12 protein-coding genes and 1 pseudogene are annotated in these 16,966 nt (G+C 42.0%); 7 read left to right on the forward strand and 6 right to left on the reverse strand.

The window, feature by feature from the left end; translation table 11 throughout:
* Window positions 1–274: 274 nt before the first annotated feature.
* From V7K56_RS30530 to V7K56_RS30550, 5 genes and pseudogenes are all read right to left on the reverse strand, one after another.
* The gene (locus tag V7K56_RS30530; RefSeq protein ID WP_334916782.1) at window positions 275–1,189 is read right to left on the reverse strand and encodes a hypothetical protein; all 915 of its coding nucleotides are present in this window, start codon (window positions 1,187–1,189) and stop codon (window positions 275–277) included.
* A gap of 59 nt (window positions 1,190–1,248) precedes the next feature.
* Window positions 1,249–1,527: a GlsB/YeaQ/YmgE family stress response membrane protein gene (locus V7K56_RS30535; RefSeq protein ID WP_289796500.1), complete on the reverse strand. Its 279-nt coding sequence runs from the start codon at window positions 1,525–1,527 to the stop codon at window positions 1,249–1,251.
* Window positions 1,528–2,150: 623 nt separating this feature from the next.
* Window positions 2,151–3,011, reverse strand: a complete 861-nt coding sequence (gene rsmI, locus V7K56_RS30540) for a 16S rRNA (cytidine(1402)-2'-O)-methyltransferase (protein ID WP_334916783.1) — start codon at window positions 3,009–3,011, stop codon at window positions 2,151–2,153.
* 66 nt (window positions 3,012–3,077) lie between these two features.
* Window positions 3,078–3,164: pseudogene (locus V7K56_RS30545) on the reverse strand (IS1 family transposase); the annotation flags it as partial.
* 77 nt (window positions 3,165–3,241) lie between these two features.
* A complete protein-coding gene (locus V7K56_RS30550; RefSeq protein ID WP_334916785.1) occupies window positions 3,242–5,149 on the reverse strand; it encodes a heavy metal translocating P-type ATPase in 1,908 nt (635 codons plus the stop codon).
* Window positions 5,150–5,374: 225 nt separating this feature from the next.
* On the opposite strand from V7K56_RS30550, the gene V7K56_RS30555 reads away from it, so the two are divergent.
* From V7K56_RS30555 to V7K56_RS30585, 7 genes are all read left to right on the forward strand, one after another.
* Window positions 5,375–6,493 (forward strand): AAA family ATPase, encoded by a 1,119-nt coding sequence (locus V7K56_RS30555; RefSeq protein ID WP_334916787.1) that lies wholly within the window; start codon window positions 5,375–5,377, stop codon window positions 6,491–6,493.
* On the forward strand, window positions 6,480–7,058 hold the full coding sequence (locus V7K56_RS30560) for a hypothetical protein (protein WP_334916789.1): 579 nt from the start codon (window positions 6,480–6,482) through the stop codon (window positions 7,056–7,058). Before V7K56_RS30555 ends, V7K56_RS30560 begins: the two co-directional genes overlap by 14 nt.
* Window positions 7,055–8,176, forward strand: coding sequence for a precorrin-8X methylmutase (locus V7K56_RS30565; RefSeq protein WP_334916791.1), 1,122 nt, complete (start codon window positions 7,055–7,057; stop codon window positions 8,174–8,176). Before V7K56_RS30560 ends, V7K56_RS30565 begins: the two co-directional genes overlap by 4 nt.
* 580 nt (window positions 8,177–8,756) lie before the next feature.
* Entirely contained in the window at window positions 8,757–12,734 is a 3,978-nt protein-coding gene (locus V7K56_RS30570) for a DUF4912 domain-containing protein (RefSeq protein ID WP_334916793.1), read from the forward strand.
* Window positions 12,735–13,428: 694 nt separating this feature from the next.
* Window positions 13,429–15,459 (forward strand): FAD-dependent oxidoreductase, encoded by a 2,031-nt coding sequence (locus V7K56_RS30575; protein WP_334916795.1) that lies wholly within the window; start codon window positions 13,429–13,431, stop codon window positions 15,457–15,459.
* Between the two features lie 293 nt (window positions 15,460–15,752).
* Window positions 15,753–16,079 (forward strand): ATP-dependent Clp protease adapter ClpS, encoded by a 327-nt coding sequence (clpS, locus tag V7K56_RS30580; RefSeq protein ID WP_334916798.1) that lies wholly within the window; start codon window positions 15,753–15,755, stop codon window positions 16,077–16,079.
* Between the two features lie 5 nt (window positions 16,080–16,084).
* Window positions 16,085–16,408: a DUF2103 domain-containing protein gene (locus V7K56_RS30585; protein ID WP_334916800.1), complete on the forward strand. Its 324-nt coding sequence runs from the start codon at window positions 16,085–16,087 to the stop codon at window positions 16,406–16,408.
* A 41-nt stretch (window positions 16,409–16,449) separates the two neighbouring features.
* Here V7K56_RS30585 and V7K56_RS30590 read toward each other — a convergent pair whose 3' ends face one another.
* Window positions 16,450–16,770, reverse strand: coding sequence for a hypothetical protein (locus tag V7K56_RS30590; protein ID WP_334916802.1), 321 nt, complete (start codon window positions 16,768–16,770; stop codon window positions 16,450–16,452).
* Window positions 16,771–16,966 lie beyond the last annotated feature (196 nt).

The following is a 16,966-nucleotide window of genomic DNA, read 5'->3' on the forward strand; positions in this document are numbered from 1 at the left end:
TCATTAAAACACAATTTATATGAACGCTAAATGCAGTGGCTTTTGGAGTTGGATATGATATTTATGCCATTGTACATCACTTTACACAGCTACCGTAACATTAAGTTATCGCAAGCAGTATTCATTCCACAAGAAGTTTTAGGTTTCAAAAGACAACCTATACCCATAGAGGTATGAAATTTATTTATAGTACAAGAGTATTGCTTGGACTATATAATAATTTCAGGAATATAATTACATTGTGTTGTAAAACCTCTTGATATTAACTTGACGTTTAATTAGAAGTTGGTAATAACCTGGCATCGCCTCTAGCCGCATCAAGTTCAGATTGGCTATAGATACTAAAATGTTGAATCTTGTTACTCTCTAAAATAGCTCTTGCGCCTGCTACATAAATATCAGTGCTTTTTAATACCAATAGATAATGGCCAAGATTCAGATGATGCTCATAATATCTAGCTAGCTCATCAGAAATTCCTAAATTAGTATAGTTACTTTGAGAACTGCTGATGTCTACATCTGAAATATCATTTAGACTGCTTGTGTTTTTAACAACTATTGAGACCTGACTCATTGGGAAGCCAGCGGTTCTCAATTCAGTAAGCGCTGCTTCTGCGTCTTGACGCCGATAAAAAACACCAAGTGCGTGTCTATAGCGATTATTTGGGGTCGAGTATGGCTCATAAACCCCCCATTGTTGAATGTCACGGCGATTAAAAATCCTCTTGGCAAGACGAATTTCAATGTCTATACCGGTTACTATCACCAAATAGTAACCTTTACAGACAAGATCGCTATAACCCTGTGCTTGCTTTTCAGAAATTCCTAAACTTAGGAACAAAGCAGGCAAACCACCTGCTAAGGTGGTAGCGATCGCAGTTACTTCCGCTCCGGCTAAGATGACTGGGCCTATACCAGGAACTACTAAAAAGGCTAGACTGACTGATAATTCAGTAAAACCGCCTAAAGCATCACTAGCAACGGCTCCAGCACTATCTTCTGAGGATGTATTGCCAGTGTTTTCTATAATTTCAACACCAGCAATATCACTTTGTTCTTCTGTACTCCGTGCAATAACAGAAACTTTGTCCATTGGAAAATTAGAAGCTTTTAGTTCCTGAAGTACCAATTGTGCATCGGAATACCCAGCGAAAACTCCTATAGTTCTTCGCTCTTTCTCTAATGTCATTTTATCGGTTTATTGCAGTTAGAAGTGATTCCCAAAATTGCTACCTAAATTTGAGGTAATTACACAGCTCGACGAGTCAGTAAACCCCAAAGGAAAATTAGTATCATTGCACCAATAACAGCAAATAAAATGCTTCCCAGAGATAAAGCTCCTACAGATGCAGCTGCTGCTGAACTACTTCCTAACAATACTTGACCCAAATAACCACCGAATACGGCTCCAAGGATTCCTAATATAATGGTAGAGATAATACCGCCACCTTGGGTTCCAGGGTAAAATAACTTAGCTAACGCACCTGCAATTAAACCCAAAACCAACCAAGCAATAATGTTAGTCATAGAATTTCTCCTTCACTGAGAATCTGCTTTGTTTGCATTTGACTATTTAATATTAAAGTTTGCCTTCAAAATTTCCGATCTATCTAGAGAACTAATATCAAAAATCTTTAGATATCATTTGAATATTCGTTAGGTCTCTTTGAGGATGAATATACAAATTAGTAACATTCTGTACATTGAAGTATTTATATAGCACTCCTATTTAACATTAAGAAAAATGTCGATAAGGAAGCTAACCAGGGAGCATCCCAATGCAAGCCAAAAGACACAGGACTGATACAAAAACGCTGTACAAACCTCCTCTTTCCTTTGCGTTCTTCTCTAACGAGACGCTACGCAAATGCGTTCTACCCTGCCTTAGACCGATGCAGCATCTATGCAGTTCGTTATTTCAGGGACTTCCAAAGAATAAATTAATCAAAAAAATCTAAGATGGGCGATCGCTTTTTGTTCGGGCAGGGGGGAAAGCTCAATTTGCACCGCTTTAAGAATATCGGTATTTATTCGCCCAGTTCCGTGATATGCAGAATCTCATTCTCCGCCTAAGTCCAAATACCGTATAAAAATAAACTTGCACATTTCACATCTAGATTTTTGATTTTCAAAAAAGCGATATCAGCCGTTCAAGGCTCAAGACTGGAGACTATAGAAAGAGCTAGTTGATATAGTTGGCGACGGGGAAGGGAAGTAAATTTTGCTAACTGACGGCTAGCTTGCGATCGCGATATTCCTTGACTAATTAACTGTTTCAATTCGGCTTTCAATTCTTCTTCTGTCAGTTGGGGCTGACTGGCTGGAATTCCTGCTACCACTAATGTATATTCACCTTGGGGTTCTCGTTGGCTGTAGTAAGCGATCGCTTCGGCAATTGTCCCCCGCCAAAATTCTTCATACAATTTAGTTAACTCCCGTGCTAGCACAATTTGGCGATCGCTTCCCCAAACCTCTGCTAAGTCTTGCAAAGTATCTCGCAAACGGTGTGGTGATTCGTAGAAAATCAATGTGCGAGATTCTGTTTGCAGAGATTCTAAATGTTCTTGTCTCTGTTGAGTTTTCGCCGGGAGAAAGCCTTCAAAGACAAATCGATCTGTTGGTAGTCCAGCTGCACTCAAAGCAGTAATTGCTGCACTAGCGCCAGGAATCGGAACTACTGGAATTCTCGCTTCAATGCAGGCTTTCACCAGTTCATATCCAGGATCAGAAATACTTGGCATTCCAGCATCGCTCACCAGAGCGATCGCTTTATTATTAACTAAATGCTCTAATAATTCTGGAATACGACTGGTACGATTGTGTTCGTGGTAACTCACCTGGGGTGTTTTAACTTGAAAATGCTGTAGCAGTTTTCCAGTATGACGCGTGTCTTCCGCAGCAATGATATCCACAGTTTGCAAAATTCGTACCGCCCGAAAGGTAATATCTTCCAGGTTGCCAATTGGTGTGCCGACAATGTAAAGTGTTCCTGGTTTTGGATCGGTTTGCATAAGCAAGAGTTAAGAGTTAAAAGTTAAGAGTTCAAAATAATAACTTACGTTTAATGTGAATTGAGTATTAACCACACTCCATACCCAAATTTTGTTTTTTTTTGACCAGACGAAAGTTTCTAATTCATCAATTTTAGTGATTTCGGGTATTTCTGGTCTTTTAAGACGCAATAAATCGCATCTTTACATCTGGGTTTTGTTGCTCATTCTGAACTGTATTGCGTCCTATCTTATTTCAATAATCTTAGTCCACTCAGGGTAACTAATACTGTAGAACCTTCATGGCCAATGACGCCGATGGGTAAGTTAATATTTCCTAGAAAGTTGCCGACTAAAAGCAACATAATGAAACTCAACGCTACAACTATATTTTGTTTTACTATGAGTTGCGATCGCCTGCCCAAATACATCGCTACAGCAATTTTTTCTAAGCTGTCTGCCATCAATACTATATCTGCGGTTTCCAATGCCACATCACTCCCAGATACTCCCATCGCTATACCCACAGATGCTTGGGCTAAGGCTGGTGCATCATTGATTCCATCGCCCACCATTGCAACTGTTTGATATTGTTGCTGTAGACGAAGGATAACATTCAGCTTATCTTCTGGTAGAAGTTGGGCATATACCCGATCAATTCCTACTGCTTTGGCGACACTACGAGCAGTTTGTTGCTCATCCCCAGTTAACATGACAATTTGTTCAACTCCCAGTTTCTTCAATCTGCTGATGGTTGCGGCTGCTTCGACTCTTACTTCATCTGCGATCGCAATTACACCCATCACCTCTGCTCCCTGTGCTACCCAAACCACAGTTTTACCCTCTTGCTCCCAAGATTGAACTATTTCTCGCAATTCTTCAGGTAAATTTGTGACATAATGCTGTACAAAAATGACATTGCCAACAATTATCTGTTGCTCTTGGGCGATTCCGACAATTCCCTGTCCAGGTATGGCTTGTACTTGGATTGCACTAACCCAATTTAAATCACTAGCTGCCTGTACAATTGCTTTACCGATGGGATGTTCAGAAGATGATTCTACACTAGCAGCACTTTTTAATACATCATTGCTAGTGTATTTACTATTTGTAATTACCTGAAATACCTGTAACTGTCCTGTTGTGAGAGTGCCAGTTTTATCAAATGCGATCGCTCGGACTTTGCCAATCTTCTCCAACTGCGCCCCATTCTTAAATAAAATCCCCTGTCTTGCACCATTGGCGATTCCTGAAAGCAGCGTGGGCATAATTGCAGCCATCAGCGCACAGGGAGAAGCCACCACCAGAAAAGTAAGAGCACGATAAATTGTTGTTTCCCAATCCCATCCCCAAAGAAATGGCGGTAAAGTTGCCAGCAATATCCCAGCTACTACAATGACTTTGGCATATCCTTTCTCAAAGCGATCAATAAACTCTTGGGAAGGAGGTGCTTGAGTCTTTGCCTGTTCTACCAAGCGAATCACACGCTGAATTAAACTGCTTTGGGCTGGCTTATGTACTTTAATTTGCAATGCACCATAGCCGTTAAGTGTACCGGCAAATACTTCTGCACCGACTGTTTTCTCTACAGGTAAAGACTCGCCTGTAATCGCAGCTTGATTAAGGGTGCTATAACCAGATAAAATTATTCCATCGGTAGGAATTAACTCTCCAGGTTTGACGACAATCTGATCACCCACTTTTAACTGACTGATAGGAATTTTCTTTTCGTTTCCCTGAAGCAAAACCCTGGCTGTATCTGGTGTCAGGCTCATCAAACTGCGGATACTCCGCTCAGTTCGCTGCATAGCATAGCTTTCTAATGCGCCACTGATGGCAAAGATCAAAATCAAAATTGCCCCATCAATAATTAGATGATATTCTCTTCGCCATAAGCCGAGACTAGCAGCACCAATCGCTGCCACAATCATCAGCAAATCTACATCAAGTTCTTTTTCTTTGAAGAGAGTAGTCAATCCTTCCCGCGCACTTTCGTAACCACCAATTACATAAGCAGCAGGTAGCAGCAGGAACGCTAATCCCAAAGCGCCAAGATGTAAGGCGAACCATCCGAGAAATAATAGGAATCCACACAAAAGTGCAGCTACGGTATCTGCGTGTTCTCTGGTGAATTTGCCCAAACGTTGGGGATAAAGCATGAGAGGTGAATTAACAAGACTCTCTCACGCTAAACCTTGACATTAATGTTAATGTCAAGGTTTATAATGATTTTGAAACCTAGAAGAGGGCTGAAGCAAGGGCATAGGTAAGCAAAGTTAAATTTTTATCTGCGTTTTTGGAGTATTTATCAAAAGCGGGATGTGGATAAATGCAACGATTTAACTGTTAGCTTTAAAATAATTGCACCTAAGAGGAAAAAATCTATGCTAAAGCGAATTTATATTGATAACTTTCGCGGCTTAATAAATTTTGAGATGAATTTTGACTCAATTAACCTGTTTCTTGGCGGTAATGGGACAGGTAAATCAACGGTTTTTGAAGTCTTGCGGAAAATTCAAACGTTTGTAAGTGGTGATAGTAAAGTAGAGAGAATTTTTAAGCCTTCTGACTGTACCCGTTGGCAAACTCTGTCTCTTCAACGTTTTGATCTAGATATTGCTGGTAATGGTGGTAGTTACAAATATGAACTTGCCATTGAACACCATCAAGGAAAAAGCTATGTTTGGTATGAGCGTTTGTGGTTTAATAACAGACCTTTATTACAGTTTGACAGGGGTGAAGTTCAAACTTTTTATGATAATTATTTAGCTGGCTCAAGATATAATTTTGATTGGTCGCAATCTATAATTCCCTTAATAATGCCAAGAGATGATAATACAAAGTTAACTTGGTTCAAAAAACGTCTAGAAAGGTTTATTATTGTCCAAATAGTTCCTAGTTTGATGGTCGATGGTAGCGAACATGAAGAAATACAATTGACTTATAGAATGGAGAACTTTGTCTCTTGGTATCGCTACATTTCCCAAGATCAGGGTAAAATTGCTGATCTGATAAATATTCTCAAGGATGTATTAGATGGTTTTGTAAGTTTTAAATTTGAACAATTTAGTGAAGAATATCGAACTTTAAAATTACGTTTCTTAATAAATGAAGATAGAACAAAAATTATTGATTATCGATTTGGTGAATTATCCGATGGTCAAAAAGTGGTGATTGCTTTGTATAGCATTCTTTATTGCACTGAATCTGAAGATTATACACTTTGCATTGATGAGCCAGAGAATTTTTTAGCTCTGCCGGAAATTCAACCTTGGCTAATTCAACTTTATGATTTTTGTATTGATGGGAAAATACAAGCTTTACTAATTTCGCATCATCCTGTATTAATTAATTATCTTTTAACTTCACCTATAGGTTATTGGTTTGAACGTCAAAATAATGCACCTGTACGAGTAAAAGCAATTAGTAATCAAGAAGCTGAAAATTCAGGATTACCAATTTCAGAACTGATTGCGCGGGGCTGGCTCTATGACCCAGAATAGAGTACAGATAGTAATTTTGTGTGAGGATTTACAACAGCAAGTTTTTGCATATCATTTTTTAAAAAAGCGAGGCTTTAATATAAATCCAAAAAACCTCACAATTAGGACTTCTCCAAAAGGAAAAGGTGCAGGAGAGCAGTTTGTTAGAAAGCGTTATGCAGCAGAGGTTAAAGAATACCGGAGAAAAAACTATCGCTCAGGAATGCTAGTAGTGTTGATTGACGCAGATAACGAAACAGTAAAGGCAACACTGAAAGAATTAGATGATGCACTAATAGAAAATTCACAGGAACTCCGTAAGCCTGATGAAAAAATAGCAATCTTCGTGCCAAAAAGAAATATCGAAACTTGGATACATTATTTACAAACAGGAGAAGTTGTTGAAGAAGAAGGAGAAAAATCTAAATATCCAAAATTTCCTAAAAATGAGGCAATTTGTAAGCCTGGTGTTGAACAATTAGCAAACCAGTGTTCTCAAGGGAGTTTAGATGAAAATGCGCCGCCATCTCTTCAGGCAGCTTGTGAAGAGTTACAAAGACTTTTACCATTATTAAATAACTTATGAACGCTAGTTGCTTAACTATTAAAGAACTCACTGATACAGTTGGCGGCGGTTTAACTCCGCGGATGGTGCGACATTACCATCAATTAGGACTGCTACCGCAACCAGTGCGATCGCGCAGCAATTACCGTCTCTATACCCAAAAAGATGTCCTCCTGTTGCAACGGATTGTCGCACTTAAGCAGCAAGGGTTTCAGCTAAACCATATCCGCAATATTTTGGAAATGGAACCAGAAGCCGATACAACTGTTAACCTCATGGGACAACTTCAGCAGCAATATCGGGCGGTGATGCAACAAATTTCTCAACTGCGGCAAACTGCATCAGCATTAGAAGGATTATTGGGGCGCGATCGCCATTGTCAAATTATCCAGGCGGAAGTTTTGGCGCAACTGAAGTTACTTGATGTTGAAACCCAAGCCGGATTGGGGGGATTGGAAAACCTCTGGAATGGCTTGGATGCCGAAATTCATACCCATTCAGAAGCCTTTACCGAATCGCTACAACGCTTACTACCTGATTTATCTCAGCGTTCGGAAATTGAACAGCATTTAATTTCTCAGCTGGTTTTGGCTTGTGGCGATGTCAGTTTAGTGTCCTTTGTGAAATTGAGTCGAGATGCGATCGCAGCTAGTCGAGAAGCTTTATCTTCAAGTTGTCAAATTGTTGTCGATACTCAAACGGTTGCTGCTGCTTTAGATCAAACCCGATTACTTCACTTGGGATGTTACACCCAAACCTTGATTGATAACCCCCATATTACCACTGCCACAGAGGCAGAACTCGCTTTTTGGCAACATCAAGAATGGCGAACAAAATTGCTGCAAGTAAGTAATGGATGTGTGCTGGTAGTTGGTTATGCTCCCTCAGTACTTCTGGAAGCTTGTGAAGCCATTGCTAACCAAAAAATTCAACCTGTATTAGTAATTGGAATGCCCATTGGCTTTAGCCATGCTCCCGCAGCCAAGCGAAAACTGATGCAACAAGGGATACCTTATATTACAGTTGAAGGGACTTTGGGAGGTGGCGCATTGGCTGCAACTGCCTTAAATGCTTTGGTTGAGTCACTGATTGATAAGCCAGATTGTCATTGTTATCTCAAATTAAGTGCAGAACAATGAGTATTCGCTTAAAACAGTCTCAATGAAACGAGTTTCAAAAGCTTTGCATGAAAATGTTTTAGGAGCTAGGATTTTTTACTCAGCACGGGCTAAACGCCCCGCTTCCGCTAACAGCACTACTAAAAATAATATTGTTAAATAATATTGAATTTGCTACACTTTACCAGTTTTAGTAATTCAATGATTCATAATTGTGACCAGAAGTTACCAACTTGGTATAAGTAAAATGGTGTGGAAAAACCAAACTATGTTAAGAAAAAATTAAATAGACTCAAACCCTCTTCCCTCCTGCCTCCAGCATAGCTGCCTCCTGCCTCATCCCAACGATAAATATTCACACCAACCTACTTAAGTTGCAATCTAACTTAGAAAAATTTATAGTAAACAGACTTTGGCAATTAGAGTATAAATTATCATGCTATCCAAGCTCAAGCGAAGTATAAATCAGCATAGGTGCTTTGGAATAATTAGAACTAAAGATAACTCAGATGTATAATTAGCCCGTCTCCTCCATAATCTTTAAAAAGAATCGCGATTTAGGACTGGCAGGCTTTCTATTTTTACTTTAATTAAGGGGCTTATGTGGCAACAAGAAAAAAAAGATACTTCGATAGTCAGGCTGATACTATGGGTTGCCTTAGCTACAACCCCGATGGCAGCATCTCTGCTGGTATCAGCACCGATGCTGGCACAATCTACACCTGAAGCAACCTCTTCGCCACTGCCACAAACAGGGCAAAATGAATCGATAGTGCGGATTGACGGTTCCAGTAGCTTGAGTGCAATCAACCAAAGCTTGAAAGAAAGCTTTGAAAAACAGTTTAGCGGTAAAAAGGTTGAAGTTGCTGCTAACGGCACTGAGACGGCGCTGAAAGAATTGCTAGATGGCAAAATCGATATAGTCGCAATGGGGCGCGGGTTAACGCCAGCAGAAAAAGCCCAAGGACTAGAGCAAATTCGTTTGCAGCGTGAGAAGATTGCGATCGTAGTTGGTGCAGACAATCCTTTTAAAGAAAGCTTAACTAGTAAGCAATTCGCCCGGATTTTTCGAGGACAAATTACAAATTGGTCACAGCTGGGAGGGCCTTCAGGAAAGATTCGGTTCATCGATCACCCGAACACAAGTGAAACTCGCAATACTTTTCGTACTTATCCAGCGTTCAAAACTGCTGAATTTGCTACAGGAACTAATGCTACCCAAGTAACTGACGATAATACCGCAGAAATCATCAAACAACTGGGCAAAGACGGCATCAGCTATGTGCTAGCTAATCAGGTGTCGAAGTTGAAAGGTGTGCGAGTTCTGCAATTACATCAAGCCTTGCCAAATGATCCTAAATATCCCTTCTCGCAACCTTTAGTTTACGTTTACAAAAAAAATCAGAGTTTAACTACAGTAGATTTTCTTGGCTTTACTCTAGCACCCCCAGGACAGCAGGCTATAGAAAAAGGTAGAACTGCCGAAGCCGAGGCGATCGCAGCCAGCGTCTTACAACCTGCTGTTGCGGCTTCCCCTACGCCTACGCCTTCTCCTAGTGCTACTAGTTCTGCATTTGGCGAACAGCCCTTTGTGGCTGCTCCGGCACAAAGCACTCCAATTGTAAATAAAGAAACACCATTGTGGTTGCTGCTACCTGTCTTTTTTCTGGCTGTAGCTGGATCTGCACTATATTGGATTCTGAGAAAACGCCCATTGCCCGCTGAAACAACAGACAATTTACCAGAATCAAATCCTCATCCACCCAATGGAGAAACAGCGGCGCTCGTCGAGGCCAGCACAGGTTCCTCCCTGAATGGAGCAACGCTAGAGGAGCAGGCAGTACCGCACTCATCAGAGCAAGAAACCGCTGATCGCACTCCTTTCAACATCTACGCTCAAACACAATCTGACCTGACCCAAAATGCTACTCAGGGGACAGCAAATTTAGTACAAGAGAGAAGTAATGGTACTTCTAACCTCTATGAAGGCGCGACATCGGGCGTAGCTAATGGCTCGGAAAATAACAACTTAGGAGCCGCAGCCTTAGGTGGTGCGGCTATAACAACAGGTATCGGGGCAGCTACCTGGTCTACCTTTAGCAACAAAGAAACAGAAGCAAACGCAATTGATGATACGATTAAGCCGAGTAATTATACGGAGATAACCCCTCCTGATTCTGATGAAGTTGCATGGGATATAGAAGCTCCGGCAGCTGTAGTCAATACTTCATATCCTCACCTGAGTAATATTCCAGAAGAGGTATCTGATGTAGAACTGTCTTCATCTGAGGTGATAGCTCCACTCCCGGAATTACCAGATGTGCCAGAAGTAACAGATGATTATGACTATTGGGATACAGCAATTAGTGAAGATGAGGTAGATGAGGAACTTCAGGCAGAATTGAACTGGTTAGAGAGTATCACCTCAACTGAAGATACAGCCTCAGTAGATGACTTGCCCTTAGTGGAGTCTGAGGAAGTGGCAGATGATCAAGAAGCATCAGCGACAGATACATCCTCATTACTCGATTTACCGGAATTTCCAGAAGATGTATTGAGTAAAGATGCATTGAATGTGGTAGCGGACGCAGCCGAACCCACTTTAAATTTGCCAGAGGAAGAACTTCCCGCCGAGCCGACTGTCGGGGAAGGTGTTGCTGAAGCTAACTCTACAGATTTGGCCGCGGCGGCGGCTTTAGCTACGGGTGCAGGAGTTGGTGCTTGGGCTAGCACTCTCGGATCGGATGCTCAAAGTGAAACGAACGCAGCCGAAACAGCCAGTGATTTGGTTGATGCAGATGAAGAAAGCAGTATTGTGCTCATACCAGATACTCATACATCGGCTAATGTCTTTTGGCAGATTTCCGAAGCCAAGAAAGCAGCACTGCGGCAACAAGGCGGCTCGCAATTAGTAGTGCGGCTGTATGATGTGACTAACATTGATTTAAGTTATCAAAGTCCACAGCTAGTAAAGCAGTATGAATCTGAGGAAACTACAAACGAGGGATCGATAGAAATTACCCACAGCGATCGCGATTACATAGCTGAAATTGGCTATCTCGCTGATGGCGAGCGCTGGTTATTTATCGCCCGTTCCCCAATTGTTCGTGTCTTCAGTCCTGTGAATCCAGATCCGATAGTTGATGATCTGGCGAATGCGAATCATACAGCTATTGGTTTGGTAGATACTCAAGAAGAGATCGGTGAAGAAGAAAACAGTATTGTGCTTGCACCACATACTAATACATCGGCTCATGTATCTTGGGAGATTTCTGCAGCCAAGAAAGCAGAAATGTGGCAACAAGGCGGCTCTCAATTGGTAGTGCGGCTGTATGATGTGACTGGCATTGACTTGAGTTATCAAAGTCCACAGCTAGTAAAGCAATATGAATGTGAGGAAACAGCACACGATCGCTTTGTAGAAATTCCCCTCAATGATCGCGACTACCTAGCTGAAATTGGCTATATCGCTTATGGCGAACACTGGTTATTCATCGCCCGTTCTGCGATTGTTCGTGTCTTCAGTCCTGTAAATCCAGATCCGATAGTTGATGATGTTGCAATCGCCGATAAAACAGATGTTGATTTGGTAGATGTCCAAGAAGAAAGCAGTATTATCCTCACACCCCGCACTTCCCAATGGGCTGATGTATCTTGGGAGATTTCCGCAGCTAAGAAAGCAGCACTGCGACAACAAGGCGGCTCTCAATTAGCAGTGCGGCTATATGATGTGACTGGCATTGATTTGAGTTATCAAACTCCGCAGCTAGTACAGCAGTACGAATGTGAAGAGACAGCACACGATCGCTTTGTGGAAATTCCCATCAGCGATCGCGATTACATAGCTGAAATTGGCTATGTCGCTGATGGCGGTCGCTGGTTATTCATTGCCCGTTCTGCGATCGTTCGTGTTTTTAGTCCAGCGCCTACAGATTCGACAACAGATCCTACTGTTGAAAATGTCGCGTTAGCAAGCGAAACAGCTATTGGCTTAGCAAATGTAGAAGCAGAAACTGCCCCAGAAGAGAGCAGTATTTCCCTCACACCCCGCACTCCCAAGTGGGCTTATGTCTCTTGGCACATTTCCAAAGCTCAGTCTGAAGCACTGCGACAACAAGGCGGTTCCCAATTAGCAGTGCGGCTCTATGATGTAACCGGGATTGACTTGAATTATCAAAGTCCCCAGCTTGTCCAGCAGTATGAATCTGAAGAAGTAGCACGCGATCGCTTTGTGGCGATTCCCGTGAGCGATCGCGATTATATGGTTGAAATTGGCTATATTGCTGATAGTGATCGTTGGTTACTCATCGCTCGTTCCGCTAACGTCCGGGTATTCAGTCGTGCCTACGGAGATTTCTGGTTTGTGGCTGATGCTGAGTTAATTATTCACGGAGCAACTCAACCAAATACCAGTGTAAACATTGGTGGACATGCCATCAAAATTAAACCCGATGGTACTTTCCACCTACGTCTTCCCTTTTCAGATGGTTTAATGGACTATCTGATAACGGTAGCTGCTGATGGGGAATCCCCAAAAACTATCCATAAGAAGTTCTCTCAGGAAACTTCCGAAAGCTAACAATTAACCTGAATTATCCCCTCTTACCCGATTCTCCCTTTTTAGGGGGTGTAGGAAGGGGGGATTTTATTATGCCAATTTTCCGCTAACTTTCGTTTCCATCCCCGTTAGGGGAAGTGGTTATTTAAAGAAGGACGGGTACGCCCTTGCGGCCCAACAACTGAAGCTGTTTCCATCCCCGTTAGGGGAAGTGGTTATGTAAAGTTAAAAAAAGCACCGGATATTTTAGTTCTCCGTTTCCATCCCCGTTAGGGGAAGTGATTATGTAAAGTCCTTGTGCCGTGGCATCACCTGCCGTGATGACGCGTTTCCATCCCCGTTAGGGGAAGTGGTTATGTAAAGAGTTACCTTTTAGAAACTTTACTAGGAGCGGGTTTGGAACCCCTCAATCGACGCGTCTCTGGAAAACCGGAAAAAACTTTTCCAAATCACTCTATTTTGCAGCCTGGAAACCTTACTGCATAAGGCATCGATGCATCTCAACGAAGTTATGCGGTTTTCAAGGTTCGGGCGAGATGCGTCGATGAACTTCAACACACTCCCTAAAAGTAAAATATATTACTTAAAATTGTCAAGTGATAACAAAAATTTAGCATTGAGTATCTGTTGCTCTGGAAAAATTGCTTGAGTTATACATTTCCTAAATGCTAACGTCTACAAGGTGACACAGGATTTGGAGTGGTTTTTTTTAAATATGAAGCACAGACACAAAGTAGCTTTTAGCTTAACATCATTGATCGGTCTCAATTTAATATCTAGCTTAGTTGTATTTGATGAGGCGAACGCCACACCACCGAGAACCCCAGACAAAAGTGTAAATTGCGAGATTTTAGTTGTGGGTGGTGGACTTTCTGGTGTAGCCACAGCTTACGAGGGTTTGCTAGCAGGGCGAACAGTTTGTCTGACAGAAATTACTGACTGGCTAGGAGGACAAATTTCTGCTCAAGGGACATCTGCATTAGACGAACGCCCAACTCAACGAGCTTTGAAATTCTATTCTCGCGGCTATCTGGAATTGCGAAACCGCATTGGGCGTAAATACGGTAAGCTTAACCCTGGTGACTGCTGGGTAAGTGAATCATGTTTTCTTCCCCGCGATGCTCACGCCATTTTAGCCCAGATGCTTAAAGATGCCGAAAAGCAGGGCAAAGGGAAATTGCAATGGTTTCCCAACACAGTAATTAAGGATTTGGAAATCGCTGCTGATGGCAAAATAATTAATAGTGCGATCGCAATTCAACATCAACCAGCAAAAGACGCGCCACCTCTCAATACTTTTACGTTATCTCAAACCATTGAAGATGCTTATCGCTACGAAAATTCATCTCGGTTTACCAAAACGATTCTCCGTTTCATCCCCAAAGCAACGAAAGAGGATGCTCCTAAATGGTATGTCGTAGACGCGAGCGAAACTGGAGAAATTATCGCCCTTGCTGATGTTCCTTACCGATTAGGTATTGATGCCCGTTCCTACTTAGAACCTTCTGCTTCTAGCGCCAACAACGACCCTTATTGCCCTCAAGGTTTTACCTACACCTTTGCAATGGAGGCCACTAAGGAACCGCAACCGCAGACAATGCCTGCATTTTATCCAGAATATGCGCCATATTTCAGCTATGAATTGAAGCGACTGGCTAACTTTGATTTAGTTTTTACCTATCGTCGCATTTGGAGTCCAAACAAAGGGAAATCAGCAAAATTCGGCGGTGTAAGTTTTACTGCACCTACACCAGGGGATATCTCGATGCAAAACTGGACTTGGGGTAACGACTACCGCCCCGGAACAGCCCAGGATAACCTAATTTATACCCGCCAACAGTTACAAGCGACTGGACAGTTAGAGCCAGGAGGGTGGATGGGAGGACTGCGGACAGAAACCCTCCGCAAGGCTGAAGAAAACGCTTTATCTTTCTATTACTGGTTGGTAGCTGGAATTACAGATTCTCAACTAGGAGACGGTGTCAAGCAGCAGCAACCCAATAACCGCTTTGTTACCGGTTTAAATTCGCCGATGGGGACGATGCATGGTTTATCAAAATATCCCTATATGCGAGAAGGACGGCGGATCATTGGCCGCTCTAGTTGGGGACAAGCTGAAGGCTTTAGTATTGGGGAAATTGATATTTCCCGCCGAGATTATAATGATGAGTATTACTCAAAGACTCTGCCAGCAGATATGTATCGTCGGCTACGAGCAGCAGTTGCAGGTTTAGAGGCAATATCAGTAATTGACGGTAAAGTTCCACCAGACAAAGCAATGCGACGGACTCGTTCTACCATCTTCCCTGATGCTGTGGGTATTGGTCACTACGCCATAGATTTCCATCCTTGCATGGTAAATAGTCCCCCAGAAGCTCCTGGGAACACAGAACATCCAGGCGAAAGACGTGGTGCTGGTCAAGCTTATCCCTTCCAAATTGCTTTGAGGGCGATGATTCCTCAGAAAATTGATAATTTGCTGGTAGGTGGTAAAAGTATTGCGACTAGTCACATTGCTGCTGCTGCCTATCGAGTACACTCCTTTGAATGGTCATCTGGCGCAGCTGCGGGAACAGTTGCTAGTTTTGCACTCAAAAATGCGATCGCACCTTACCAACTAGTTGATGATTTACCTAAACAGGAGCTACAACTAGAAGCACTCAAACGGCTTTTGCAACAAAATGGCAACCCTACCGCTTTCCCAGATACATCTATTTTTAACGAAAACTGGGATAATTGGAAATAGATAATCATTTGTCATTAGTCATTAGTCATTTGTCATTAATCATTGGTCATATCAAGTGCGGTTAATCACTTATGATTACCAAATCTGTGCAAAAATCCTAAAAGCCTCTTTCCTCTGCCCCTAGCAAGAACTGCGGTCTAAATGATAAGTCTTTAGCCGGACACAATATCATTGATCATTGATTAAAGACAACGAACAAAGGACAAATGACAAATGACAAAGGACAATTAAACAATGAACTAAACTAATTACTTGTAGTGTAGTTTTGTAAAATTATCTTGACCAATTGTTTTATGGTTATGACACTTTCAGCAGATGTTTACGGGATGTCCACAGCACCAACTATAGCTCCTGAACGGTCTAATCAAGTTACCCGTAAGACTTATCCGAATTACAAAGTGATTGTATTAAACGATGATTTTAATACATTTCAACACGTGTCTGAATGTTTGATGAAATATATTCCAGGGATGAGTGGCGATCGCGCGTGGGAGCTAACTAATCAGGTACACTATGAAGGTCAAGCGATCGTCTGGGTCGGGCCCCAAGAACCTGCGGAACTCTATCACCAGCAGCTGCGCCGAGCAGGTTTGACAATGGCACCTCTAGAAGCAGCTTAATTATCATGGGCAAACCCACCGCAGATCCCCTCCGCACGGCTTCACAAAAAGCCGCCAGACTGGTTTGGAATCACTCAACACACCTTTCTGGTCTTATCCCGATTTTAGAACGTCTTTGTCAGCACGATGGTATCCAAACTGTGACGCCGGGAGTGATTGGGCGGTCAAAGGGTCACTGTCCAAAAATGCAACTGCGTGTCTCAGTGCCCATTCGCGGCGGCTATAAAGTCATTGCCCGGCAGGGGAAAACGGTACAAGAAGTCTTTATTTTAACAACTTTGTCCCAAGATCAATTAGAAGCTGCATTAGCGATCGCCATGAGATGTTAATCGTGCCCCATGCCCAATGCCCAATGCCCCATACCCAATAACTATTCCTCAACCCGATGTACTGCAAATTTGTGTAACGGCAGACTAAGAATACAAGAAAAAGTTAAGAAATATGACAGAGCCGTAGTTATTTTCAAAGTCATGACTACAGATTCCCAATCGGGTAAAACTATTTTTTCTATGCCAAAAGCTACACAATAAACTAGCCAGTAACTAAAGCTCATTCTAAACAGAATCCGTTCTGTTTCTTCCATCTCATTTGTTTGCTCCTTAATGTTCCACAGTAACAACAGTCCAATAATGCAAGCTACAAAGGAAACAGCAACTACAAATTCGTGACAAAAGATATTTAACGAATGCATTTGTGTTTATCCCCACATTTTTTCAGTTAAAACTCAGTCTAAAGGAATATTCCTTGTAGAGACACAAATTATTTACAAACCTCAATAGATTCAAGAGCGCTGAGTGAAAAATTTAGCATTGTAACTCAGCATTCATAACTCAATTAACCTTCATGACTAGTTCCCAAAATTGAAGCGTTTGCAACAATTGCTCTTT

This window comes from Nostoc sp., from assembly GCF_036917535.1.
Taxonomy (GTDB): domain Bacteria; phylum Cyanobacteriota; class Cyanobacteriia; order Cyanobacteriales; family Nostocaceae; genus Nostoc.